This is a genomic window from Dyadobacter sp. CY326 (genome assembly GCF_021390515.1).
GTDB lineage: Bacteria > Bacteroidota > Bacteroidia > Cytophagales > Spirosomataceae > Dyadobacter.
The window spans coordinates 1-26647 of the sequence record NZ_JAJUXI010000007.1; the positions used below are offsets into that span (position 1 = coordinate 1).

The following is a 26647-nucleotide window of genomic DNA, read 5'->3' on the forward strand; positions in this document are numbered from 1 at the left end:
CGGTATGCATTGGCCACCACAGTAGCATGCACTGTCGAGCCTTCATAGAGTTCGATCGTCAGCGAAGATTCTGGATATGACTTGTCCCATACCCAGCCCTGAACTGTGCTGCAATCCAGTGCATTGATGCTTCCGTAATACTGAGAAGGAATGCAATTTATACCTTTCGGGGATCCAACAAGGCTGTACAAGCTTCCTTTAACCCTGAAATCAAATTGATGCGGCTTACCATCTCTCAACGACGTTGGCAAAGCAATTTCAAATCCATAATTACCTGAACCTTTCCCTGCGCTATTTAAATCTTGTCTGAACTGGGATGCGGATATGGTCGCACGTACCATACCTCCTTCAACCATTTCCACATCGATAGTTGAATTCGGATTCTGCTTGTCCCAAACCCATCCTTTGATCCGGTAACAATCTAACATTTCTATCTGCCCTTCGAACAAATAAGAAACTTGCTTTGGTGATCCGTTTAGTATATACGAGCTTCCCCTTACCCTGGCGCTCAATTGATGTGCTTTTCCATCTTTAAGCGTTGCAGGAATTGCAATCTTGAATCCGTAGTTACCAGTGCCTTTGCCATTATCCTTCAAATCTGACCTAAATACGTTCGCCTTAACACTTGCATAAACAGTTTGACCCTCGTACAGTTCAATGGTTAAATCAGCATTAGGATAGTTTTGATCCCAAACCCAACCCTTTATTTCCGAATTAGTAACAGATTCAAAATTACCTTCGAAATTGGATGCAACAGATTCTGACAGACCTGATCCTAACGTAAAAGCCGTATAATTTTTCAAATCAACAGCTTGAACTGATGTGATTGAACCAGTTGAGATCGTACTGGTGCCACCGGTTATAGAATTCTGGTCCCGCAAAGAGGCGATCTTTTCCCATCGTGCATTTGATTTATTCCATCCTGCAATCGTAACCAAATCGACTGATCCGCCGGTCAAAGTTGTCAAGTCACTCTCTACATTCCAGCTTAGTGTCAATTTAGTGGGCTCACTGCCTATCACATCCCAGTACTCTACCGAACTGACAGCGCTCAGCGAACTATCCCGGGTGTTTCGATTAAACGGCGATCCGGCAGGTAATGCTGCTTGTCCCGGATCACCACGAAAATAAGCACCTGTTGTTCCGTCCGACTCGGCCGCAAAGGGCCGATAGAAGCCCTGATGTCCTACTGGAAACGTGAACACTGAATGGCCTAATTTTCTGACATAGCCGTCTATATGCTTGCTGTTAGTAATACCGCTGATCGTCGATGACTCAGCGAAGGTTACAATGCCTTTTGGATTATTACGCTCGGTTTTAGTAATACCAACCTGGCCATTACAGGTAATCGAACAAAGACAAAGTAACAATAACCAAATTCCGAATTTATATAATCTATTCATATGATCACCCAGTAATGTTTACCGTATAGTTACCTAAAAACCTGAGCTCTCCGCCCGATTCAACCTTCAAATCTTTTGCTAGGATATTTTGGCCCACAGTAATGATGTGGCCAGAATTGATGCGTACTATGTCTTTTATTGACGGGACACGGCCGTGAGACCAAATCTCCGGATTAGGCCATGCACCAGAAGCAATGGTTTGAACCTTGTCAGAAAAAACAGAGGTGGTCTTGAAGTTCCTGAAAAGTAGCTGCTCAGTTTGTGAACTGGCCAGCCCAAACCACTCATTCAGGATATCGGCATACACCCTGCGAAAATCGATCTGCATTTTTATATCCCGATTGTTGTCCCACGCGGGCGGGGAAGCAGGTAATAAGCCGTTAATGAGATCGGGATTTGTTCCTACGAGCTGTCTCTTAATTCCGGTGCCAAATAAGAACATCGGTGCACCAACACCATGATCAGTGCCTTTGGAAGCATTTGAAGTCGCGCGGCGGCCAAAGTCAGAGAACGTCATGCCTAGAACCCGGTCTTCTGTTCCCTGAAGTTTCAAGTCATTTTGAAATGCACTTACAGCTTCTGACAAATTTTTCAGGAGCACTGCATGCGTCCCCTCGGTAGAAGCTGTTCCTACCTGCCCGGAATGCGTGTCAAAGCCACCTAATTCAACATAATAGATTTTAGACCTCAGTCCACCGTGAATCAATCGGGCAACGATTTTTAATTGATCGGCCAATTCATTTTTCTGTAACGCATCAGGGTATGCCGCAAGATTTCTACCTGCATCTGCGGCAGCCTTAATCTGAGAGGCATAACCAACTGCTGAAACCTGTTTTTGTCTTACGAAAGAAATCAAATCTCCGGCATCGCAACAAGGTAAGTCTCCCGCAATCGTATCAGTTGACTCCCCTATTAATTGATAAAAAACATTTGGATCTTGAATTGTGATGGCCATTGATTGTGATGTCCCCAATAGCGCTGGTGTGCTGATTTGCCCTATTTGCACTGCCAAAGGGTCTTTCATATCTTGGGTAGGATAAGCTTCCGGATAACCAGGGAACCTATCGTTTAGGAAGCGGCCCGCCCATCCACTCGACGCATATTGATTGGAATCGACTCCGGTCATCCAGATATCGGTAGATCTGTAATGCGACTGGTCTGAATTAGGATAAGAAACGGAATTGATTATAGCTAATTTACCCTCGTCATAAAGACTCCTCATTCCACTCATTGCGGGGTGGAAGCCTGTCTCAGGAGTGCCCTGCAACTTCAGGACAGCACTTTCCGGTATTGCAATGTTGCTTCGCAACGCATTATATTGCGAATAAAACTCCAACGGTATGATAGTATTTAATCCATCATTGCCGCCAGCTAGATAAATTATTACAAGGACCCTGTCACTATTGAATATTGAAGCATTCTGTAAAGACTGTACAAGCGCAGAACCTTTTGCCATTGACTTGATACCAAAGCCATCCAGCATAAAAGGAAGCATCAACGAGGCTCCGGCTGACATAAAATCTCTTCTATTCATCATCTCTGTTAGATTTAAAATACTTGGTATTCTGCCATTCTCAACATATACTTTAAGAGCGCTCTACATCGCCAGAGTATCGCATTCTGCCTTGAAACATTATCAGGAGTTGCGCGATACGCATCCCATTCTCTGATCCAGGTGGTACGTGGGCTGCTCTTCATCATCATGATGGAATCGATTAGGAAGTCCTTTTGCGATTGGGAAAGTTCTAATGCAAAAATGTTTTTTGACAATTCGGCCAACACCTCCTCGCATGTGATTGCAGGGGAGGCCGCTACGTCTGAGAAATTGGGCTGGATGTTCCGTAGTCTGCCAAGAATATCAACTCCTAAAATATATCCCGGTTTGATCTCGAGATAAGGGTAAACCAGGCTATCCGTTCTGGATCCCCTTAAACCTAACATGCTTTCGTTGATCCAGTTCTTTGAAAAACCGGTTTGATAATATGCAGGAGAGCCAAAGACGGAAGGCTGATTTAAGAGATTCAATTGAAGCGCACTCATTCCATAGCTCAAATAATTCATCATCTTTTGGAACGCAGCGTAGTCAGTTGTCAGATCCGGCACTTTTTGGTCGAAAATCCTGACAGCCCCTATCATTAATTCAGCGGGAGACTTAATGATTGCTCCGATGTTTTTGCTATCAAAAAAGATGTCACTGGAAAGCAATTTTCGGATAACCGGTTCAACTTTATAATTATTTGCAGCACTTGAAAAGAAAGCGGCCAGAGGAACAATAACCTGATCTTCAATTTCCTGTGTTACATTCGTATTGACATACCATCTATATAGCTTCCGACAAATGAACTTTGGACATTCGGGATGCCTTAATAACATGTCTGCGAGTTCAGCTAACTCTTCTTCTCCTCCGGTTGAAGAGGACCGGCCGGCTATCTCTTTATTGCTATACTTGGCAGAAAAAACCTTATTTGTTGTGTCGTGCCGTGCTGGTGTAAATGATACTCCGATCGAAGTGGATTGCTCTTTGAATCGGTTAGTGACTTGCCAGCCGGTTAATACCTGAGCTGCGGCCTTTACATCTCCCTCAGTATAATTGTGATTTCCATAGAAGTCCTTTTGACCCACCGTAAAAAGTTCCTGCAGCTCCCGGGCAAAGTTCTCGTTGGGTTGTTCTTTCGTGTTTTCATTTCCATTTTGAAAAACAAGCATTCCCGGATCCTTGGAAATCTCTATTACTAGATTCCTGAAGTTTCCAAGTGCATTGTTTCTCAGCAACCTGAGATACCTGTCAACAAATCTGTAATCCTGAACAGCTGCGTAAGTCACGACAAAATGATTTTGCCAAAAAGCAGTTAATTTTTCCAAGACAGAGGGACGACCAAGCTGCTCTGTCATCAATCCTACCCACCAGTATCTCACATAATTATAGTAAGGGGGATTCCGCTCTGTTTCAAACGGTTTGCCAAAAAATGGCTGACCAGCATCTGCTCTTGTATTATCCATTTCTACTGGCGGCGGCGGGGTTGCGCGAAAGGATGAATTGGCAATTAACAGATCTACTGCCTGCGCAGCAGTTTTTCCAGTAAAATCGGCAATCTCCTGGTTTGTTGGACCGAACGTTGCTCTTCGCAACAAATGAGCAGCAGTTACTGATGTCAGTGTTCCTGAATACGTGTCTAAATACGCCATTGTCGGCAAAGTGTTGTATAAAATCCTGAAAACAATAAATTCAAATATATACCTATATGAAAACTATTTGATACAAATATACTGGTAATTCGGTATATCATTACAAGTAATTCTACATTTAATCAATAAATCTAAGTCGTTTCTACACACGTGTTTACTAGGAATGGTGCAGTTATGTGATTATTACCTAGCATTTCAAGCTGCTTAAAAGTCTTTAAGAAAGTAAAGTGCAGATCGAGCTAGGGAGCATTTAGATGAGGAAACGTGCATGTAACAGTACCTCATCACGCTTAATAAAATTGAGAGTATCCAGGAATAATTCAAATTTCGACTTGTTAAATTTTTATATTGCATTCTTGTGACTACATTTGTTGCACCTCAACGTGTGATATGAAAATATTGGCCTATATAACCATTGCTTGGTTATCTTTTAATTCTGTGGTAGCTCAATCATCCCGTTTGAGCGCTGTATTAGAAGGCCAGGCAGGTTTTACGAGTAATGCAACCGCTCCCTTCTGGCTCAGATCAAATCAATTTGGAAGCAAACCACTAAATGGTCCTTCAGTCAGTCTCATTGGCAGGGCTCAGGTAAATTACGATTCAACAAAATCAACCTTACTAAGGTGGAAGACTGGCGTAGAAGGGCGATTCAATATTGGTAGACAGCAAAATTTCACATTAATTCAAGGATATGCAGGTTTTAAGATTGGCATATTCGAGCTACAAGCTGGCCGTACAAGAGATGTGGTGGGCTTGGTAGACACTACCCTTTCATTAGGGGCATTTTCAATATCCGGAAACGCTCTCGGCATACCTAAAGTGCAATTCAGTATTCCAGACTTCTACGCGCTTCCATTTGCCAATGGGCTCCTGGCATTCAAGGGAAGCTTCGCACACGGATGGCTGGGAGAATTACCACTGCAATATGGTAGAGTCAAATCCGCAAAAACGCAATTTCATCAAAAGTCATTTTATGGAAGGATAGGTGCTGAAAATTGGAGAATGAAGTTGTATGCCGGTTTTAACCACCAAGTCTTTTTTGGAAATGAGGGCCTGATTTGGGCTAATTTCGATCTGAGTGCTGCGCAGACATACAAACATGTAGTATTTGGGAAGGCCTGGAATTACAGTAAAGTTGGAAATCACATGGGATCAATGGATGCGGCGATTGACTATGACACGGACAAAATGAAGTTCTTCCTGTACCGCCAGTTCTTCTACGAGGTTGGTGGACTTGCACATCTTTCGAATTTGCGGGATGGCTTAACAGGGTTCAGTGTTACCAACAAAAGGAAACCTTCGGAGCAGTTCATCGTCAGCAAAGGGCTGCTGGAGTTCTTTTTCAGCAGGAATCAAGGCGGTGAATCTTGGTCTCCGATTACGCCTTCTGGAGATGAAGACTATTATAACAACTATTTATATACTCAGGGATGGTCTTATATGGGATTAGGACTTGGCAACCCTCTGATTACCACAACCAACGACATGCGGGAAGAACTGCCGCGTTACCCAGCTGATTACTTTACCAATAACAGGGTTGTCGCATTGCATTTAAGCCTTGTAATTTCTAATTTGCTATGGCAGTTCCATACCAAGTTAACCTATTCAGATAGTTACGGGACTTTTGGAACCAGCGAAAATGGGCATACTGCCGGCGAGAGACACACACCTGCGATTTACGGCATTTTTCCAAAGACTCCACAATTTATGGGATATGTCAAAATAGTACGAAATCTGAGGAAGGATACTGTTTTATCACTTACGATTGCTGCGGACAGCGGCAAATTACTATACGCTTCACAAGGTATGTTTTTAACTGCTGCGAAGACTTTTCGATAAACATGTTAGACTGGATATTTAAAAATAAAAATAAAAAACAGATTAATCTTGCCCATATAGGCATAGATATACATTCTCATATATTGCCGGGAATTGATGATGGTGTAGAGACTATTGAAGAATCGGTTGCCATGGCTGCAAAAATGCAGGACCTGGGTTATACCCACGCTGTCACTACTCCGCATATCATTTGGGATTGCTATAAGAATACTCCGGAAATTATTTCTTCTAAACTGGACGAGGTTAAGAAGGCCGTGCTCGCTGCTGGTCTGGATATAGCGATTGGTGCTGCCGCGGAATATTTTATTGATGAACACTTCATGCAAATGCTGATCAACAGGGAGACTTTGTTAACCCTGCCTGGCAACAGGTTACTCGTAGAATTACCGTACTCTACGCCACTGCTAAACCTGGCGGAGACCTTGTTTTCGATTATAGAATTTGGCTACCAGCCTGTCCTGGCACATCCCGAACGTTACACATATTTCCATTCAGATTTGCCTATGTACCGAAAATTGAGTGACCAAGGTTGTGAGCTGCAAGTAAATATATTGTCATTGACCGGCTATTATGGTGACAATATCACCAAAATCGCCGAATGGCTCCTGCGTAATGACTTGATCACATTTATAGGAACCGACGCACACAAAATCCAGCACTTGAATATGATCCAGCAAAGCGACCGCCATAAATGGGTTTCCACGTATCCATTTCAAAACGAAAAACTTGTTGGTTTGTGGTAGCCATAATTGAATTTATCTTATATTTGTACTTAGTTACACAATACAAATAAATTGTACATAGCTAAGGTTTGCTAGTAGTTGCAATCCAAATGTTGCTGACGCTATTTTAAAATGCAAACAATTTTGACGTTGTTGTGATGTTTTGAGGCAGGCTCAATAGAGTGGATTAAATAACAGTCAGTCAGTACCTAATATATCTTAATCAAAATAAAATCACATGATTTTAACTTACAAAACTTTTGGGAAGCTGATTCCGGCAATTATGGTCGTTGTCTGCTTTTCTGCAATTATTCTTACTAACTCCTCCTGCGTATCTCCAAAGTCAATTGTATATTTCCAAGGTGACTCGGCTGCTTTTTCTTCACAAGAAATTACACAGAAATACGTTCCGATGATTCAGACAAGCGACATTCTTTCCATCATAGTAGGAAGCTTAAATGCTGAAGCGAATGAAGTATTTAATGCCCCTAACACTTTTACAACAGCAAGTACTAACTATTCTAATGTTGGTGGGCCCAGAGTGCAGCCATTAGGATATCTGGTTGACGTTGATGGCAATATCGAGGTTCCGTTGGTTGGTAAAATGCATGTTGCAGGCATGAGAACGACAGATGCCGCCGATACAATTAGGGCTAAGTTGGTAAACTATCTCAAAGAGCCTTCCGTCATTGTGCGAAATTTAAACTTCAAGGTTTCCGTATTGGGAGAAGTTAAGCTGCCAGCAGTTTATGTAATCCCTGACGAGAAAATATCGCTTCCGGAAGTACTAAGTCTTGCAGGAGATTTGACAATTTATGGAAATAGGAACAACGTAATGGTCATAAGAGAGGAGCAGGGCAAGCGTCAATATGCGAGAATCGACCTTACGTCCAGAGATATCTTTAACTCTCCATACTACTACATTCATAAAAATGATGTCATTTATGTCGAACCTGTAAAGGCCAGAATGCTTGACACGGATAGCAGAATTCGCACAGTCCCATTGGTTGTTACCATAGTCGGCGGGATAAGCACCCTTGGAATTTTGATTTTGAATTTGGTGCGTTTATAAACTACAAAAATCACACTTGCCACTTTATGAGAGACAATAGCGCTAATCTTGCCACAATTGATTCCATGGATCACGTGGAACAAGAATTTAATCTGAAGGAGTATCTTTTGCGGTATGTCCGCTACTGGTACTTGTTTCCTATTTTCATCTTTTTGTCACTTATTGTGGCATTTCTTTACCTTCAGGTAACCCAACCTGTTTACAGCACAAAAACCAGCATTCTGATTAAGGACGAGAATAAAGGTTTAAGTGGTGCCCAAGGTGATATATTATCGGAATTGAGCACCCAATTTGGCGGAAACAAGCTGGTAGAAAATGAGCTTGAGATTATCAAATCTCAAACCTTGATGGAGCAAGTTATTAAAGAGTTGCGACTGGATGTTTCCTACACTGCGAAACAAGGGTTAAGCACTATTAACTTATACCGCACTACGCCTATCACGATTGTTCCAGAGGTTGTTACTCCTTATGGCTTTCAAGAGGCGATGGTCATCCATATTGTCGACAGCCTTCACTTTCGATTCAATGATGAAGAGCAGCTATTCTCTTATAATCAAAGATTTAATAACGCTTGGGGCGCTTTCATTGTAACAAAAAATAAAGCAGGAGTTGATACTTCTGTTGATAAAATCGAAGTGCACTTTACCGAAGTTAAGAACTTAGCGGAAGATATGCTTGAACGCTTAACTGTTCAGCAACCGAATGTAAAGAGCACCGTCCTTGAACTAACATTTGAAGATTCGGATGTTCAAAGATCTAAAGACGTACTAAATAAACTGTTGGACGTTTACGTCCAATCTTCACTTACTGATAAAAATAGTGAAGCAAGTAATACGCTGAAGTTTATTGAAAACCGCCTTGGACTAATAACTGGCGAATTGGGTGATGTTGAAAAAGATGTTGAATCTTATAAAACCACTCAAGGCATTACAGATATCAGCGCTGAATCTCAATTGTTTCTTGAAAATATTAAGGAAAACGACTCGAAACTGAATGAAGTTAACACCAAAATCAGCATTCTCGAAAGTGTAGACAATTACATTTCGAATGCCGGAGAAGGTGCCGTTGCTCCTGCAACTTATATGATTGATGATCCCGTTTTGGTGTCATTGTTAACAAAATTCAATGAGCTGGAACTTCAAAGAGAAAGATATGCCAGGACGACTTCTCCGAACAACCCACTTCTACAGACAATCAACACCCAGCTAGCGGGAACCCGTCAATCGATTAAAGAAAACGTTCAGAATCTAAAACGAGGAATGGCGGTTACGAAAAGAAATTTGGAGGGGATCAATACTAGATTTTCTGCCGGATTGAGAAGCATTCCAAAAAAAGAAAGAGAGTTCGTCGGAATCAAGAGACAGCAGTCAATTAAGGAAGAACTTTATCTGTATCTGCTTCAGAAAAGAGAAGAAACAGCCTTGGCTTATGCATCCACTGTTACCGACAGCCGTCTAATCGATGCTCCAATATCAACTTTCAGACCGGTTAAACCGAGAAAAGCGGTTATCTGGCTGGGAGCAGGAGTTTCTGGATTTATTATCCCTATTTTGATTATCAACCTCCTCTTCTTACTGAATAACACTGTACAGAGAAGAGAGGAAATCGAAAAGTCTACCAACACCTCAATTTTAGGTGAGATAGGACAGATGAAAAAGAGTGGGGAGAATCCACAGGGAGAAGATACAATTATCAAAATGACCAGCAGAAGTGCTGTTGCAGAGCAATTCCGAGCCTTACGAACAAACTTGCAATATCTTGGAGATGGAAGCTGCCGGGTAATCATGTTTACGTCATCGATAGGAGGTGAAGGTAAAAGCTTTGTCAGCGTGAACCTTGCGGCCAGCCTTGCATACTCAGATAAGCGGGTATTGCTAATCGGACTTGATTTGAGAAAGCCAACGCTTCATGAACGTTTGCAAGTGTCTAATAAAACAGGAGCGTCAAATTGTCTTATAGGGCAAGGCAGCTACAGTGACTTTATCCAGTCGACTGGCGTGCATCCGAAATTCGATGTTCTTACAAGTGGTCCCATACCGCCGAACCCATCAGAGTTGTTAAGTAATGGGAAATTGCCTGTAATGCTCGAGGAGTTGAAGACTCAATATGATTACATTTTGATTGACTCACCACCGTACGGGTTAGTAACCGATTCCGCTTTGATAGCGCAGTATGTTGATGCAACATTGTATATCGTTCGGTACAATTATACACTTCATGATCACCTCAGAAGAATCGGAGAAATTCACCAGTCACGTCGATTTGCCAATTTATCTGTGATTTTCAATGGTGTCAATTACGGTGCTGGATACGGATATGGCTACGGATACGGTGGATACGGATACGGATATTACTCTGAAGATTCGGATTCAAAAGCAACATCAGTTACAGCTAAAATCAAGAAACTTGTCAGTTAACAACTGACAAGTTTCCCTAACTGACCCGGCTCGTAAGATCTGGGTTCAGCAATACTAACACTTACTCAACGTGGCTAAAGGAAAAGGCTTTATACAGAACATTTCCTGGAATTTACTGGGAGCAATCTTTCCATTGGTTGTCTCAATTTATGCAATTCCAAAATTAATTGCAGGTTACGGAGATGTACGTTTTGGACTTCTGACCCTCATATGGTCGATCATTGGCTACTTCAGCATTTTCGATTTTGGAATGGGACGCGCACTTACCAAACTGGTAGCGGAGCGCCTGGGTACAGAACAAGAAGATGAGCTTCCGGATCTGACCTTAACATCCGTTTTTCTGATCGGTCTGATGGGAATAATTGCAGGAATAGTTTTGATTCTATCCTCCAAAGCAATTTTAGGCAATTTCCTACACATAGAAGGGGCATTGCTTGAGGAGTCTCAAAAGGCGTTACAAATATTAGCGTTGGCACTACCAACAGTGGTTCTGCAAGCTGGGATAATAGGCCTGCTCGAAGCCCATAATGAATTTAGGGCTATCAGTACTATACGACTGTTTCTAGGCCTTTTTAACTTTCTCGGGCCAGTGGTCGCATTGTATTGGTCAAATGACTTGTACATTGTAACATTAATATTGGCCGCTGCTAGGATTATATCAACGGGGTTATATCTAAACCGTTGCTTCCGCTTAAATATCCTAACCTTTCGGAATGCACAAATTAAATTTTTGTATTGCAAGTATCTATTCAGGTATGGTGCGTGGGTAACAGTAAGCAATGTGATTAGCCCTTTAATGGTACAGTTAGACAGATTCATTATTGGATCATTTATCTCAGTGTCGAAAATAGCATATTACACTGTCCCGGCTGATGCTATTAATAAACTTAGCGTCGCACCGACTGCACTCATTTCAGTAATGTTCCCAACTTTTGCAAATGTCTGGGGTAGTTCAAAGCGTGAAGATGGTAGCTCATTATTTTGGAGAACGTCGGTTGTAATGCTCAATGCTATTCTTCCAGTGTGCGTAATATTTGTATTGTTTGCTAACGAGGGGCTTAGCCTTTGGCTAGGCGAAACCTTCGCTATTGAAAGTACCGCCATTGTTCAATTCCTCTCCATTGGTTTTTTACTGAATAGCCTTGCAAGAGTGCCACATGCTTTGCTGCAAAGTGTAGGACGTCCCGATATAACGGCGAAGTTGCACATAATTGAACTTCCACTATACCTTCTTGCACTATGGCTGCTATTATCCGACTGGGGTGTACAGGGTGCAGCAGTTGCCTGGTCATTCAGAATGTTTATTGACTTTTTTCTCTTATTATTTATTTCAGGAAAAACATTACCAGAAGTCAAGCCTGCGTGTAACAAAATTCTGATTGTGACATTATTGGCAATAGTTCCGATAATTGGAACAATGTTAATTACTGATTTGACGTGGAAAATTATTATTGCAGTGTTAGTTATCATCATTTCAGGTGCCACACTATTCAAACAATTAATTTCATTTCAATCGCACTATTTGAAGCTTGCTTAGCTCAATCACGTGTAAGACTTCTAACTTAAATCAATGAATAGCTTCAGTATTATAACAAAGGATAAAAGTCTCTGGCTGCCTGCGCTGCTGATAGGAGGTCTATTCGCTGTGGTGCCGTCGCTAATCTTTAAATACTCATTTTACCTTCTGTTTCTGATAACCTTACTAGGTTTTTACCTGGTACTTTCTCGCAAGGCCGGAGTCACGACGATGATATTTGCTTATAGTTTGATGATCCCATCCACTTCTAGCACCATTGGTTTGGGAGCGACCCGATATATCGCCCCACTGTATATAGTGGTAATAATTTTGGTCTATTGGCTATTTACTAAAAGCAGGGTAAAATATAATTTCAGTTTTGCGCAATGGATAATCCTTCCACTACTATTATTTGCCTTTTTTAATTCGGCCAGAAATAATACAGTTGACGAATTTGTCAGAATGATTCTGTTTTTGATATCTACTTTTGGTGTCTATTACCTGACACTTCTTGACAGGACTAATATCAGGCAATTCTATGCGCTGCTGGATTTGATTTTCTACCTAACAATCATCTTTGTGATTCTGGAGGTGTTGTTTATTTATACGCCATACCAAATCATTTATTCTGAAAAATTCGTGGATTTGCAGCAGCGTGCAAAGGGTTTGACTGGACACCCGCTTGTATTTTCAGGATTTATTTCTTTCTACATCGCAGCGCTATTCGTAAAGGGCATTATATTGAAACATTGGAGTTGGTTCAATATGATCATGTGTGTGCCTTTCCTCATATTATCTGCTTCCAGGACCGGATTGATTCTTGCTATTGCTTCTGTACTTATCTATATTTTCCTCGAAAAGAAATATAAAAATAGTACGTTCTTGATTACATCTGTTGTTGCAGCAATGACTGTATTGATTTTGTTTCCGTATCTCATGGACCTTATCAATAGCACATCGCTTAAAAGACTTCAAACTGCCAATGTAGATCAGAGACTTGGCGCTTATTCCGTTGTTGCCAATATCTTTGCGAGCAATGTATTTGGAATCGGTTTCTCAATTGATGCACTTAAAAGTGAACTTGCCCATGGAGGTTTCAGCCTTGACTCCAAATTCAACAGCTCATTTCTTGTATTTGATAATGCATACCTTACATTATTAACAGCCTATGGGATATTCTCCTTACTGTTCTATGTAATATTTGTAAATCCAGTGAGATTTTGTCTAAAACACAAGGCGCTTGGATTTACCAAGATTTCAAATTCAGCCATATTACTTTTTGCTATCTGGTTTTTGCAGAATTTCTCTTTTGACAGTATTTTTTACTTTCCTGTAAATAGTTTTTACTTTATCCTCATGGGACTTTTAGTTAGGCAAATACAACAGGAAAAAGCTGCCATTCAACGTAGTAGAATAGAAACTCATGTTTTAAACGAGGCGCATTAAAGTGCTTTTATAAAATATAATAGAACTATGCCGGGAATCAAAACAACATCTGACGTACAAGTGCTTGTTCTTGTCGTTTTATATAAGTGCCCTCCGGACGAGTGTCAAACGATTATAAGCCTAGGGAAGCAGAAGCAAGCTGCAAATTTAAATGTACGCTATATCGTATGGGATAATAGTCCGGCTGGACTCGACAAGTCGGACAGCGAAAGATTGCAAACCCTCCTACCCTGTGAATATATTTCCACTCCTGTTAATACAGGTTTGGCAAAATTATATAACATGGTAGTTTCTTCCAATAACTTCGATTATATCATTCTGCTTGATCAAGACAGCGGATTACCTGATACATATTTCTATACTCTATCAAATGCTATACAAGAAAATCCTGCTTTAAAGCTGTTTTTGCCCCTTGTAATGAACGGCGATCGGATAGTTAGTCCTGGTAATTTTCATTTCTTTAAGGGTAAACACTGGGCTAGCCCAAGAGCAGGTATCATTAAAGCTAAAAACGTAATCGGTGTAACAAGTGGCATGACGATAAGTAAGGAATATTTTAATAGAACAGGCTACGAATTTGATGAGAGGCTTATTTTATATGGAATAGATACAAAATTTCTCCTGGATTATGCTTGGAAAGAGAAGGAACTGTATGTTTTGGATAGTGTAATTGCACACAACTCGGCATTATGGTCTAAAACAACAGCCGAAGAATTGTTACCTCGGTTTAGGAATTTTCAGAAAGCTTGGCAAATCATTTTGAGTGACCGGCCATTCGCTCAATTCCTCAATTATGTTTTCGCTCTATATTCCCGGCTAAAACTTTCTTTAAAGTACAAGGATGTAAGATTTATCAGGTCATAGTTTTTTGGATACATTAAACCTAAACCATAATATGAATTTAGTTAGTATTCCCTACCACGATTGGCGTAAGATTTCAAAAGAGGGAGCCAGGACCAGAGACGCGCATTTCCTGCATCATCTTGCAAATCATGAAAGGGTTTCTAAGTTGCTTGTTGTTAATAGGCCAACGACATATCTGGAAATATTGGTCAAAGGCAATTCCCTAAAAATTGAAGGGCAAGTCATTTACAAGCGAGGCGGGTTCAAGCTATATAAGGTGTCCGAAAACATGTTTGTCATTGACTACATTACATTTGACATTTTGGGACAGGCGTTAAACAAGAAAAAATGGTTTTTTGACATATTTGGTGACCAACAGTTAAGTGCTTTTTACAAGGAATGCCTGAACCTGTTGCAAATGAAGCAACCCATAATTTTTAATAAAAATATCTTTGCGTATAAATTTATTGAAAATAATTCATATAGTAAATCAGTGTTTGATGCATGGGATAACTTCTTACAATTTCCGGACAACAAAACTATTGAAGAAGAGCTTAAAACGGCATATTCATCATTATCGAAGCATGCGAGCAAGTGGATTACTAACTCAAAAAAGAATATAGATTATTTTACTAAACTTCTTAACATTCCAGCTCCCGTTTTAATAAAAAATGGGGTTGATTTCGAAACGTTTAGAAAAAAATACGAGGTTCCCGAGGACATGAAAACAATTACCCGCCCAATTATTGGGTTTGGTGGTAAGATATCTCACTTGTTCGATTGGGAGATGTATAACTACTGTTTGGAAAAACATCCTGACAAAAGTTTCGTTATTGTAGGGCAAGTGCTGGACAAGCAGGTTTTTAATGACATTTCAAAAAGTGATAACTTCCACTACCTCAGTGACAAGCATTATTCGAAATACCCGGCTTACGTTTGTAATTTTGATGTTGGAATAATTCCTTATGTTAACAACCATCTAGATAGTGGTGCAGACAGTATAAAAGCTTATGAATACCTGGCCGCAAGATTACCCTCAGTTGGTTCCAGGGGTGCAGGAATGGCAGACTTGTCGGAATTTATGCTAATTGCTGATGATAAAGAATCCTTTTCTTTATTGATTGATAAGGCAGTAAATGCAAAGGCTGAGATTAATTTATCTCCAGATCATTCGTGGAAATCGAAAACAGATTCATTTATTGAATTGGCGAGCAGACTTTAATGCAGAAAGCATTAAGGATCAGCTGTTTCACAAAACATTATAAAAGTGACTTTCATGACACAAATTCTTAAACAGTTTAGAGCATTCAATGTAATGAAAAGCACACTTTTCATTACATTGAATGCTCTAATTTGCTTTCCTCTAATAGCTCAGACACAAGATGTAAAATTAGGAGCATACTATTTCGATGGTTGGTCTGGATCAAAGTCTAATCACATGAATGCTGATCTCGTTAGCAGATTCAATGAGCGAAAACCGATATGGGGCTGGCAAACCAGTAACCCAGAAGTTATAGGAAAACAAGTGTTATTGGCAAAACAATATGGCCTTTCCTTTTTTAGTTTTTGCTGGTATTATAAAAACTCAGGCAATGGCGAAGTAGACAGCGATATCAAGAACAATGCGCTAAAGCAATTCTTGAAGCTTGATAGTAACTTTGAATTCAGCATTATGGTTGCCAATCACAAAGGCTACAATTTTAAGCCGGATGATTGGGACAGCCTTTCGGTTTACTGGTGTAAGTTGTTTAAGGACAAGAGATATTTACTTGTCGATGGCAAACCTGTGATAACATTTTTTAGTCTAAACTACCTTTTGCAATCTTTTAAAACGCCTGAAAATGTTAAGAAAGCATTTGATTCGTTACGTGCAATGGCAGTTAAAAACGGTTCTAATGGCGTAACGTTTGCCGTTAATCTTAATCGCCTGGATATTATCAATCAGGCGGAAGCATGTGGCTTTGATGTTTTGACTGGTTACAATTTTCATCAATATATTCCGGATTCGACGCAGATTGGAACTCATGACATTGATGTGATGAGGACCACAGAGGCCAGGGTCTGGGATCAGATGGCGAAGTCCACCAACCTTCGCATTATACCAAATGTTACATTAAACTGGGATCCAAGAGCGGTTACTGACCCCCGTAACAGGGAATCGTCAAGCTTAAAAGGATATTCAAAGCAGTCAGTTTATAAATCTGTTAAGTCATGTTTAGACTGGATGTCTCAAAATAAAAGCAGCCTTGCGGGAAACATAGCAGTGTTATACGCATGGAATGAGTATGGCGAGGGTGCCTGGTTAACTCCATCCAAACAATTAAAGAATAGTTTACTTGAAGGACTCAAGCAAGGTAAGGTTCGAGATTAGATCTAGAAATTTGTAGAAAGCATGAATATAGCTATTATAGGAACGCGTGGGATTCCGAATCACTACGGTGGTTTTGAACAATTCGCTGAATACCTTGCTAAGGGTCTGGTTGCGAGAGGTCACCAAATCACCGTTTATAATTCTCACATGCATCCATATCAAAAAGGTGAATGGAATGGTGTAAAGCTTATTCATTGCTACGATCCCGAAGATAAATGGGGGACAATCGGACAATTTATTTATGATTTGAATTGTATAAAACATGCCAGGTCTCAATCCTATGACATCATCTTGCAATTGGGTTATACCAGTAGTACGGTCTGGGGCTGGATGCTTCCCAGAGACAAGTCTATTGTAACGACTAATATGGATGGTCTAGAATGGAAGCGAAGCAAATATTCCAAACCGGTGAGGGCTTTTTTAAAAAAGGCGGAATATCTGGGCACTGTTTTTAGCGATTATTGGATCTCTGATTCACTGGGAATACAAGATTATTTAAAAAAAGAATATAACATTTCCTCGACGTATATACCATACGGTGCGCATCCTTTTGAAGCGGCTGATGTTAGTAAAATTGCTAGTTACAATATTAATCCTGGCAATTATAATATGTTAATTGCTAGACTTGAACCAGAAAATAATGTTGATACAATATTAGAAGGCGTTTCTCTTGCAGATAAACAGCTACCATTCCTTGTTGTAGGAAAGCATAATACCAAATACGGTGAGTACCTGAAAACCAAGTACGAAAAGTTTGACAACATTAAATTTCTTGGAGGGATCTACGACATTAATGTTTTAAATAACATCAGACATTTTGCAAATTTATACTTCCATGGACATTCAGTCGGTGGGACAAATCCTTCGCTCCTGGAAGCAATGGCTTCACATACGCTGATATGTGCAAATAAGAATGAATTTAATACTACAATATTAGAGGGCGATGCGCTTTATTTCGCCAACAGCGAACAAGTCACAGCAGTCGTCAATAATGCCCGGAAAGAAGATTATATATCTTTTGCCGACCATAATTTAGACAAGATAAGAACCATTTACGAGTGGGATAATATAATTGAACAGTACGAAAATCATTTTAAAACCATTTACTCAACGAAACATGAAGTTCGAGAAAACAACCCTGCAGGACGTGTTCCTGATCAAGCCAAACATCTATCACGATGAACGCGGCCACTTCTTTGAATCTTTTAACTACGACAGTTGGGCGAAGCAAGGATTTACTAATACTTTCGTTCAAGACAATCAGTCTTTTTCAAAGAAAGGTGTAGTACGAGGCTTGCACTTTCAGTTAGCTCCCTACGCTCAAGGTAAATTGGTAAGGGTAATATCCGGTCGCGTGTTAGACTTGGCATTGGATTTGCGTCCTGAGAGTGCAACATTTGGAAAATATGAACTATTCGATATTGATGGCGTAAATGGGACTATGGTTTACATACCAGAAGGATTTGCTCATGGATTTGCTGCACTCGAAGATAGCATATTTCATTACAAGTGTACTGCTCAATATAACAAGGCGTCGGAGGGCGGGCTTCTTTGGAATGATCCAAGCTTGAATATTTCCTGGGGAATAGAAAATCCAATTGTTTCAGAAAAAGATCAGCTTCTTCCAACATTCGAGAACATCTTCAAAGAAGCGTAAACTATAAGTCAAATCAATGACAAAAGTTAAAATGAAAAAAATCTTAATCACAGGCGGTGCAGGTTTTATTGGGTCACACGTTGTGCGCCGTTTCGTAAACTTTCATCCGGACTATCACATCTATAACCTGGATGCCCTCACCTACGCAGGAAACCTTGAAAATTTAAGGGACATTGAAAACGCTCCTAATTACACATTTGTAAAAGGCGATATCGTTGATGCTGAATTTATTAATAAGCTGATCGGCGAAAATGATTTTCATGGCATTGTTCATTTGGCCGCTGAGTCGCACGTGGACCGTTCCATTTCTGATCCGATGTCATTTGTGATGACCAATGTGGTGGGCACGGTGAATCTTTTGAATGCTGCCAAAAAAGCTTGGAAAGACGATTTTACAGACCGCCGTTTTTACCACGTTTCTACGGATGAGGTTTATGGTGAACTGCATGATCCAGGAACATTCTTTGTTGAAACGACCAAATACGATCCGCGCTCGCCATACTCGGCCTCAAAAGCGTCTTCGGATCACTTTGTAAGGGCTTATCAGAATACATATAAGTTACCCGTTGTCATCTCCAACTGCTCTAATAACTACGGCCCAAATCACTTCCCTGAAAAGCTGATTCCGCTGATGATCCACAACATCATTCAGCAAAAACCACTTCCTGTTTATGGAAAAGGCGAAAACATCCGCGACTGGCTTTTTGTAGAAGACCACGCCATTGCCATCGATGTGATTTTCCACAAAGGACGCAACGGCGAAACTTACAACATTGGCGGCCATAACGAGTGGAAAAACCTGGATCTTGTGCTGTTGCTTTGCAGCATTATGGACCGCAAACTGGGCCGTGAGCAAGGTGAAACGGAAAAACTGATCACTTATGTGACCGACCGCGCCGGACATGACCTCCGTTACGCGATCGATGCAACCAAACTGTCGGAAGAACTGGGCTGGAAACCTTCATTGCAATTTGAAGAAGGACTGGAAAGAACGGTTGACTGGTATTTGAACAACACGGAATGGCTTAACAACGTCACTTCGGGCAATTACCAGAAATATTACACCGAAATGTATTCGGACAGATAATCAACCGGACAGGGCACATTACTTACCATTACTACGATCTTACAAATGAAAGGAATTATTCTGGCCGGTGGATCCGGGACTAGGTTGCACCCGTTAACATTGGCAGTTAGTAAGCAGCTTATGCCTGTTTACGATAAACCAATGATTTATTATCCATTATCAATTTTAATGCTGGCCGGGATTCGTGAAATCCTCATCATTTCGACTCCTCACGATCTGCCGCATTTTGAAAAATTACTGGGCGACGGAAGCCGCCTGGGTTGCACATTTACTTACGCAGTGCAGCCAAGCCCGGACGGACTTGCGCAGGCATTTATCATTGGTGAAGAATTTATCGGAGGCGAAAAAGTTGCCTTAATATTAGGCGATAACATTTTCTACGGCTCCGGTTTATCGCAGCTGCTTCAATCCAACAACGATCCTGATGGCGGCGTGATCTTCGCTTATCAGGTGCATGACCCTGAGCGTTATGGCGTTGTGGAATTTGATAAGGCCAATAATGTTTTATCAATCGAAGAAAAACCGGAAGAGCCGAAGTCTAATTATGCAGTTCCTGGATTGTATTTTTATGACAATGATGTTGTTGAAATTGCAAAAACCATCCCGCCATCACCGCGCGGCGAACTGGAAATTACGGATGTAAACCGGGTTTACCTGGAACGCGGCAAGCTGAAAGTCGGCGTGCTGAACCGAGGCACAGCGTGGCTTGACACCGGAACATTCCAATCATTGATGCAGGCAGGACAATTTGTTCAGGTAATTGAAGAAAGACAAGGCCTCAAAGTAGGTTGCATTGAAGAGATTGCTTACCGGATGGGCTTTATTAATGCTGAACAATTGCGCGAAATCGCCAAACCGCTCGTTAAAAGTGGTTATGGAACGTATCTCATGAGAATTCTCGGTTAGCACATGTTTACTGGACTTCTGGCACATCATTAAGTCAATAGCCGTTGAACAATTGCAGGAACTTTTTGTTCTCTAAAATTTATAATTTAGCCAAGTAGCTTTAAAATAGACATTTAGAAGATTTTCCTCATGGACTGATTTGAAATATTCAAAGAAGTGTTGTATACTTGTATTAATCAAGCAAACGTGTGGACTACGGTTTAATTTGCTGTTTACTTGAAACAAAAACTACACTCAACGTCTATCAATATGAAAAATCACTACTCGGGGCTGCTGCCCAAAGCCCATTTGTGGACTGATGTGGTTCTGCTGAACCTTTCCTTCCTGACGGCCTATCTCTTGCGTTTCGACTCTGGTGAGGATATTCTTCCAAACAATTACATTAACCTCCTCCTGGTTGCCAACCTCGTTTGGATATTTACAATACACATCCTAAAAACTTACTTATTCACACGCCTATCCTATCACTTCAATACGCAACTCGGTAATTTCCTGAAAGCTGTGCTTGTACACGGAGCAGCAATGATGGCTTTTTTGTACTTGACCAAGCAGGGTGAGGAATATTCGAGATATCAGTTTCTTGCTACTTACGGTGTGTTTGTGGTGATGTCGACTGCTTCGAGGGCAGCGGCAGTGCTGTTTTTGAAAGTGTATCGCAAGGCTGGTTACAACTACAACCGCTACGCCATCGTTGGCAAGGGTGATCTTGCTTCGCTTATCCGTGAATTTTACGGTGAGAGAAAAGAACTTGGCTATCGCTTTTATGGCATGTTTCAGCTGGATAGTCAGGAAAACCACATCGGCGCGCTTGAAGCCGTTGTGAAGCGCAATCAGCTTGATTACTTGTATTGCTGCTTATCGGAAATGAGCGACGAGCAAGTTCGGGATGTGATCAAGCTTGGTGAGCGCCTGAAAACACAGATTCGCCTTGTGCCGGATTTCAGAGGTTTCATGACGAATATGGCTACAATCGAATATCACGACATGTATCCGATCATTCAGGTAAACACAAAGCCGTTTTCAAGTTTCAATGAACAAACGTTGAAACGCAGTTTTGATCTGATCTTCTCTGCAATTGTAATGATCCTTGGTGCTCCGATATTCTTTTTGGTGTGGGCCGCAATTAAAATCACATCTCCCGGACCCGTATTTTTCAAACAACAACGTTCCGGAAGATGGGGCGAAATGTTCTACATTTATAAGTTTCGCAGTATGCGGGTGGACGCGCATACAATGGGTTTGCAACATTCACAGGGCGACAATGACCCGCGTATAACGCCAATCGGACGCATTTTGAGAAAATCCAGATTGGATGAATTGCCTCAATTTATTAATGTGTTAAAAGGTGAAATGTCTGTCGTGGGCCCTCGTCCTTTGTACAAATACGACGTGGACATGCTCATGGAAGCGGCACCGCACGAGTTTCAACGTCTGCTTACCGTTAAGCCTGGAATTACTTCTATTGGCCAGATCAATGTCGGATATGCTGATACAGTTGCCAAAAACGTGGAGCGCTTGAAATACGACCTTCAATATCTGAAATCATACAGCGTGTTTGATGACGTTCGCTTGATTTTCAGAACCGTTCAGGTGATGGTTTTAGGAAGAGGCCAATAATTGAATGTTAATGTTCTGACTATATTAGAGAAGCCCGGCAGCTGAATTGCCGGGCTTTTTGTATAATTGCTATCATAGATTTATTTTACCGCTTAAACAAGTCCAAATGAAAATCGTAGTCCTCGGCGCGTCCGGCCAACTAGGCAGCTGTCTTAAAAAAGTTGCTGCTGAAAGAAACATAACAGACATTTCATTTCCTTCCGAGCAAGATGGAAACATTCTTGACGAAGCGCTCCTCGATAAATTATTTGCTGCCGAAAAACCCGCATTTGTCATCAATTGCGCAGCTTATACTGCTGTTGACAAAGCTGAGGATGAGGTGGACATTTGCCGCAAAGTCAACCGCGACGGGGCTGCATATATTGCCAAAGCCTGCGCGGCGCACGGAGCTGCTTTGATCCATATTTCTACGGATTTTGTGTTCAAAGGCAATGTTACAGGGCTTTTGACCGAAACAGATCCAGCTGAACCGGAGAACATTTACGGTCTGACAAAATTGGAAGGCGAAGCTGCAATTGCTGAGATTTTACCAGCACATTTTACATTGCGTACAAGCTGGCTTTACTCCGAATACGGAAACAATTTTGTAAAAACAATGCTCCGCTTAGGCAAAGAGAGAGATCAGCTCGGCGTCATCGTTGACCAGGTGGGCTCCCCTACTTATGCGATTGATTTGGCAGGGACAATTCTGGATATCACCGAATCCGATAGCACTGCTTACGGCATCTTTCATTACAGCAACGAAGGCGTAACTTCTTGGTACGATTTCGCCAAAGCGGTGTTTGACATCAGCAAAACCGAAGTCAAATTGAATCCTGTAAAAACTTCGGAATATGTGACCAAAGCCGTTCGCCCCGCCTATTCTGTGATGGACAAGTCAAAAATCAAGAGCACATTCGCTTTGCAGATCCCTTATTGGAGAGATAGCCTGACGGTTTGCCTGCAGCGCCTCGCCGCCGAGCAGTCCTGAGCGCTAAAATGAAATATTCTTTTTGACCGAAAGCATAATACCAATCGCATCATCGAAGAATTCTCCGGCATCAACCGCAATTGCACCCTTGACGACTGAGCCTCCAAGCCAGTCGACGGGCTGTTCCAAAGATATGATGCCGGAGAACTGATTCAATGGTTTTGGGAGCTTCTGGTCGTAAGTCCCTTCGTTGCTGGAAAGTGATAACTTGCTGGTCCAAATGGCGCTGTTGAACTTCCCCTGCATGCCTGCGTGGAGCACCCAAACACGGTTATTATTGGTAAAAAAGTCGGCATATCTGGGCCAGTTGTTTTCTGATTGTGGTGTGATGAATGGCGTTCCCAACCCTCTTCCGTAATATTGCCAGCCATCTCTTACTTGTCCGTTGTTGAAATAATCGTCTTTGCCGCGGATGGCGCTTGTGTCTGAAACCTCCGTGCCGCCTTGGCTTTTGGTATACAATAATTCCAGCGTAAGCCGCTCTATTGTGACATTTCTTCCGTCCGTATTCTTAAATCGAATGGCTGCTCCATTCAGACCATCTGCAATGTTATTTAAATAAAAGAGCGATCCGTCTTCAATCAAATTTTGCCTGTAAAACATGATATTGACTGCCTTGAAATCCAGCTCCATCCCAAAGTCCAGGCTGGCGACATGGTTACCAATGCGGTTATTGTTGTCAAAAGACGATATGCCGTCCAGCTTTCCACTTGGCTTGAAACCGCTCACAACATACCAATATTTATCCCAGCCAGTAGGCATTTGGCCGTTTTCTGTAAAGTAGGGCGACTTCCCTCCCCATTGCACGGCATGATTAAAACCTCCGTAGAGCTGGATCAAGCCGGTTGGCTTGCCAAGACGCACGAACAGATTTTTGTTATGCAGTTTCAAATCACTTGTTACAGGTCTTTTCCCATCTAAAACGCCGTCGGAATAGAAGCCTTTGAAGTATATAAAATTTCTAATCAGCGGAACATAGTCTTCGAAACCAAGCTGAATTCGGGGAACGGGCAGTGCATTGCCAGACCACATGTAAGCACCCGTGCCAAGCTCGTGATCATTAAATCCGACGTATTGTTTACGACGTCCAATGGTCAGCTGAAATTTTTTGAAAGCAATCCCGGCATAGGCCTGGGGAATAAGGAGCTTGCTATGCTGGCTTCCATTTCCGACGAGCTCAGCGCCATAAGCAACAGACCAGTTTGGCCTTCCCTTCGAATCCGTTGTCAAAGCCTTTCTCGCTTCAATGCCGGTGCGGAGACTGATCACATTGCCCGACGTCGGCACAATGCCCCATTGGTTTGCATGCAGCCAGAAAGGAATTCTGGAAATTGTCGAGCCATACGCGGCAAGCTCAACCCATGCTTTTGATTGTGGGACTGCAAGACTATCCGCCTGCTGCGCGGAAGCATTTACAAAAGACCCAAAAACTGCCACCAATGTGCAGGCGCTTATAAAAATGGTGCGAATAGAAGTCTTCAATAGAGGAAATGTTTAACGTGATGCTGATCGAGGTTTACTGCAAAATCGAATAAAGAAATGAAAAGAAAAACATTATGCCAAACAAGACCGGCAAAACGGCGAATGGACTGGCCGTCTGTCCCAAATTTCATACTTTATGCTAAAACAATGTAAAAACCGTTCTATTTTTACCGGTGGTACAATATCCGGCCACTATAATCCTGAACTCCCGACACAGCTGCGCATGAGCAAGAAAGAAAATAGCCCGCAGGACCGGGTCCTGCGAGACCGTGATGGGCTGCCACCATTTGTAAGCAGTTGGAGACAGCTTTATATAATGCTGATTGGGACGCTCTTTTTGCTGATCGTCCTCTTCTATTTATTCATGACCCACTTTCAATGAGCTCGCTGGACTGGATTGTACTTTCGCTTACCCTCATCTTTGTTGTCGTTTACGGAATTTATCGCAGCCGCGAAAAGCACACCATGGACTCGTTTTTACTGGCGGGACAATCGCTTCCCTGGTATCACGTAACCCTTTCGCTCATGGCTACGCAGGCGAGCGCCATTACTTTTTTGTCAGCTCCCGGACAAGCCTACACGGACGGCATGCGCTTTGTGCAGTTTTACTTTGGATTGCCTTTGGCCATGGTGGTATTGTGCGTGACATTCGTGCCAAAATTCGGTCAGCTCAAAATATTTACGGCCTATGAATTCCTGGAAGGCCGCTTCGACCTGCGCACACGTGGACTCACCTCTTTTCTATTCCTTTTGCAAAGAGGGCTTTCCACCGGACTTTCCATATACGCACCATCGCTCATTCTTTCTGCCATTCTTGGGTGGGACATTACGTGGACCAACATCATTTCCGGAGGCATTGTCATGTTGTATACCATTGCTGGCGGCAGTCGCGCGGTGTCGCACACGCATTTGCAGCAAATGGGCATTATAACCGTCGGGATGATCGTTGCGGGCGTGATGGTTGTAAGATTTTTGCCAAACGACGTTTCATTCACGGACGCATTGCATGTCGCGGGTAAAATGGGCAAGATCAATCTCATTGATTTTACATTCGATTTGAATAACCGTTACAACGTATGGTCTGGACTGATAGGCGGCTTTTTTCTCCAACTCTCCTATTTTGGAACGGATCAGTCGCAGGTTGGTCGCTTTCTGACCGGCAGCTCACAAGGTCAGAGTAAGCTCGGCCTCGCAATGAATGGTTTGCTAAAAATCCCAATGCAGTTTCTGATCTTGTTGGTGGGTGTGCTGGTTTTTGCGTTCTATCAATTTACCAATCCGCCTTTGTTTTTTAATAAAACAGCGGTGGAAAAAGTCCGGACAACGCAATATGCAGCTGAATACAAAGCTCTGGAAAACAAGCATGACGCCATTCAGGCTGCCAAGCATCCGCATGTTATGGAGCTCACGCGCGCATTGAAAACCGACAATCAGCAGGCGATCGAACAGTCACGGACAACGCTGGCCGGCATCGAAAATCAGGTTAAAGACGTTCGCAAGCAAGCAGAAACGGTCCTGTCCAAAGCCAACGGAGCGGAGATCAATGATGTAAATTATATCTTCCTGCGGTTTGTGATCGATTATTTGCCCGTCGGAATGGTTGGATTGCTCATTGCTGTCATCTTGCTTGCTTCTATGGGATCTGTCGCCTCGGCTTATAACTCGCTGGCTTCCTGCACGATAGTTGACATTTACAAGCGCATGGTGCGCAAGGATGATGACTCGCTCAATTATGTTGCTGCCTCGCGCTGGGCAACATTTTTCTGGGGAGTGTTCTGTATTGCTGTAGCGCAATATGCATCTCGATTGGGCAGCATGATCGAGGCTGTTAACATTCTTGGTTCTCTGTTTTACGGAGTCATTCTGGGCATTTTTCTGGTGGCATTCTATTTTCCAAAAATCGGCAGCAGGGCTGTATTTTTCGCCAGCATTGTCGGTGAATTTTTTGTTATTATCAGTTATTGGCTCGATCTCACAGCTTTTTTATGGCTAAATTTGATCGGTTGTGTGCTGGTCATTTTGTTTGCCTGGATCATTGAAAAAATCTGGCCGCAGCCAAATTCTTCCGCGGCCGTATTATAAAGCTCGCTTTTCAACAAATCAGCGGTTACAC

Annotated in this window: 20 protein-coding genes and 1 pseudogene; 17 read left to right on the forward strand and 4 right to left on the reverse strand. The window is 42.0% G+C overall.

What is annotated here, in order from left to right:
* From LZG73_RS14770 to LZG73_RS14780, 3 genes and pseudogenes are all read right to left on the reverse strand, one after another.
* Nucleotides 1-1403: pseudogene (locus LZG73_RS14770) on the reverse strand (T9SS C-terminal target domain-containing protein); the annotation flags it as partial.
* A gap of 4 nt (nucleotides 1404-1407) precedes the next feature.
* On the reverse strand, nucleotides 1408-2937 hold the full coding sequence (locus LZG73_RS14775; RefSeq protein WP_233852430.1) for a DUF1501 domain-containing protein: 1530 nt from the start codon (nucleotides 2935-2937) through the stop codon (nucleotides 1408-1410).
* A gap of 14 nt (nucleotides 2938-2951) precedes the next feature.
* Nucleotides 2952-4589: a DUF1800 family protein gene (locus LZG73_RS14780; protein WP_233851047.1), complete on the reverse strand. Its 1638-nt coding sequence runs from the start codon at nucleotides 4587-4589 to the stop codon at nucleotides 2952-2954.
* A gap of 390 nt (nucleotides 4590-4979) precedes the next feature.
* Here LZG73_RS14780 and LZG73_RS14785 point away from each other — a divergent pair, with 390 nt between their 5' ends.
* The 15 genes from LZG73_RS14785 (at nucleotide 4980) to rfbD (ending at nucleotide 23052) form a co-directional block, all read left to right on the forward strand.
* Complete coding sequence (locus LZG73_RS14785) at nucleotides 4980-6428, forward strand: capsule assembly Wzi family protein (RefSeq protein WP_233851049.1); 1449 nt, start codon at nucleotides 4980-4982, stop codon at nucleotides 6426-6428.
* Between the two features lie 2 nt (nucleotides 6429-6430).
* Nucleotides 6431-7171: a tyrosine-protein phosphatase gene (locus LZG73_RS14790; protein WP_233851051.1), complete on the forward strand. Its 741-nt coding sequence runs from the start codon at nucleotides 6431-6433 to the stop codon at nucleotides 7169-7171.
* A 217-nt stretch (nucleotides 7172-7388) separates the two neighbouring features.
* Nucleotides 7389-8222 (forward strand): polysaccharide biosynthesis/export family protein, encoded by an 834-nt coding sequence (locus LZG73_RS14795; RefSeq protein ID WP_233851053.1) that lies wholly within the window; start codon nucleotides 7389-7391, stop codon nucleotides 8220-8222.
* 26 nt (nucleotides 8223-8248) lie between these two features.
* On the forward strand, nucleotides 8249-10639 hold the full coding sequence (locus tag LZG73_RS14800; RefSeq protein ID WP_233851070.1) for a tyrosine-protein kinase: 2391 nt from the start codon (nucleotides 8249-8251) through the stop codon (nucleotides 10637-10639).
* Between the two features lie 70 nt (nucleotides 10640-10709).
* Nucleotides 10710-12176, forward strand: coding sequence for a flippase (locus LZG73_RS14805; RefSeq protein ID WP_233851072.1), 1467 nt, complete (start codon nucleotides 10710-10712; stop codon nucleotides 12174-12176).
* A gap of 33 nt (nucleotides 12177-12209) precedes the next feature.
* A complete protein-coding gene (locus LZG73_RS14810; RefSeq protein WP_233851082.1) occupies nucleotides 12210-13601 on the forward strand; it encodes an O-antigen ligase in 1392 nt (463 codons plus the stop codon).
* Nucleotides 13602-13628: 27 nt separating this feature from the next.
* Complete coding sequence (locus LZG73_RS14815; protein ID WP_233851084.1) at nucleotides 13629-14465, forward strand: hypothetical protein; 837 nt, start codon at nucleotides 13629-13631, stop codon at nucleotides 14463-14465.
* A 31-nt stretch (nucleotides 14466-14496) separates the two neighbouring features.
* Nucleotides 14497-15666, forward strand: a complete 1170-nt coding sequence (locus LZG73_RS14820) for a hypothetical protein (RefSeq protein WP_233851086.1) — start codon at nucleotides 14497-14499, stop codon at nucleotides 15664-15666.
* 54 nt (nucleotides 15667-15720) lie between these two features.
* Nucleotides 15721-16815 carry a glycoside hydrolase family 99-like domain-containing protein gene (locus LZG73_RS14825; RefSeq protein ID WP_233851095.1) on the forward strand — a complete coding sequence of 365 codons (1095 nt, stop codon included), beginning with the start codon at nucleotides 15721-15723 and terminating at the stop codon, nucleotides 16813-16815.
* Between the two features lie 21 nt (nucleotides 16816-16836).
* Entirely contained in the window at nucleotides 16837-17997 is a 1161-nt protein-coding gene (locus LZG73_RS14830) for a DUF1972 domain-containing protein (RefSeq protein WP_233851097.1), read from the forward strand.
* Nucleotides 17933-18472 carry a dTDP-4-dehydrorhamnose 3,5-epimerase gene (rfbC, locus tag LZG73_RS14835; protein WP_233851098.1) on the forward strand — a complete coding sequence of 180 codons (540 nt, stop codon included), beginning with the start codon at nucleotides 17933-17935 and terminating at the stop codon, nucleotides 18470-18472. The genes LZG73_RS14830 and rfbC overlap by 65 nt, the downstream gene beginning before the upstream one ends.
* Before the next feature lie 31 nt (nucleotides 18473-18503).
* Nucleotides 18504-19559 (forward strand): dTDP-glucose 4,6-dehydratase, encoded by a 1056-nt coding sequence (gene rfbB / locus LZG73_RS14840; RefSeq protein WP_233851101.1) that lies wholly within the window; start codon nucleotides 18504-18506, stop codon nucleotides 19557-19559.
* Between the two features lie 45 nt (nucleotides 19560-19604).
* On the forward strand, nucleotides 19605-20465 hold the full coding sequence (rfbA, locus tag LZG73_RS14845) for a glucose-1-phosphate thymidylyltransferase RfbA (protein ID WP_233851111.1): 861 nt from the start codon (nucleotides 19605-19607) through the stop codon (nucleotides 20463-20465).
* A gap of 249 nt (nucleotides 20466-20714) precedes the next feature.
* Entirely contained in the window at nucleotides 20715-22082 is a 1368-nt protein-coding gene (locus LZG73_RS14850; RefSeq protein ID WP_233851113.1) for a sugar transferase, read from the forward strand.
* A gap of 106 nt (nucleotides 22083-22188) precedes the next feature.
* On the forward strand, nucleotides 22189-23052 hold the full coding sequence (rfbD, locus tag LZG73_RS14855; RefSeq protein WP_233851115.1) for a dTDP-4-dehydrorhamnose reductase: 864 nt from the start codon (nucleotides 22189-22191) through the stop codon (nucleotides 23050-23052).
* Nucleotides 23053-23055: 3 nt separating this feature from the next.
* Here the strand turns inward: rfbD and LZG73_RS14860 are convergent, their stop codons facing one another.
* Nucleotides 23056-24534 (reverse strand): capsule assembly Wzi family protein, encoded by a 1479-nt coding sequence (locus LZG73_RS14860; RefSeq protein WP_233851117.1) that lies wholly within the window; start codon nucleotides 24532-24534, stop codon nucleotides 23056-23058.
* Nucleotides 24535-24670: 136 nt separating this feature from the next.
* On the opposite strand from LZG73_RS14860, the gene LZG73_RS14865 reads away from it, so the two are divergent.
* Nucleotides 24671-24916, forward strand: coding sequence for a hypothetical protein (locus LZG73_RS14865; RefSeq protein ID WP_233851119.1), 246 nt, complete (start codon nucleotides 24671-24673; stop codon nucleotides 24914-24916).
* Nucleotides 24913-26616, forward strand: a complete 1704-nt coding sequence (locus tag LZG73_RS14870) for a sodium:solute symporter (protein WP_233851121.1) — start codon at nucleotides 24913-24915, stop codon at nucleotides 26614-26616. The genes LZG73_RS14865 and LZG73_RS14870 overlap by 4 nt, the downstream gene beginning before the upstream one ends.
* The last annotated feature ends 31 nt before the right edge of the window (nucleotides 26617-26647 follow it).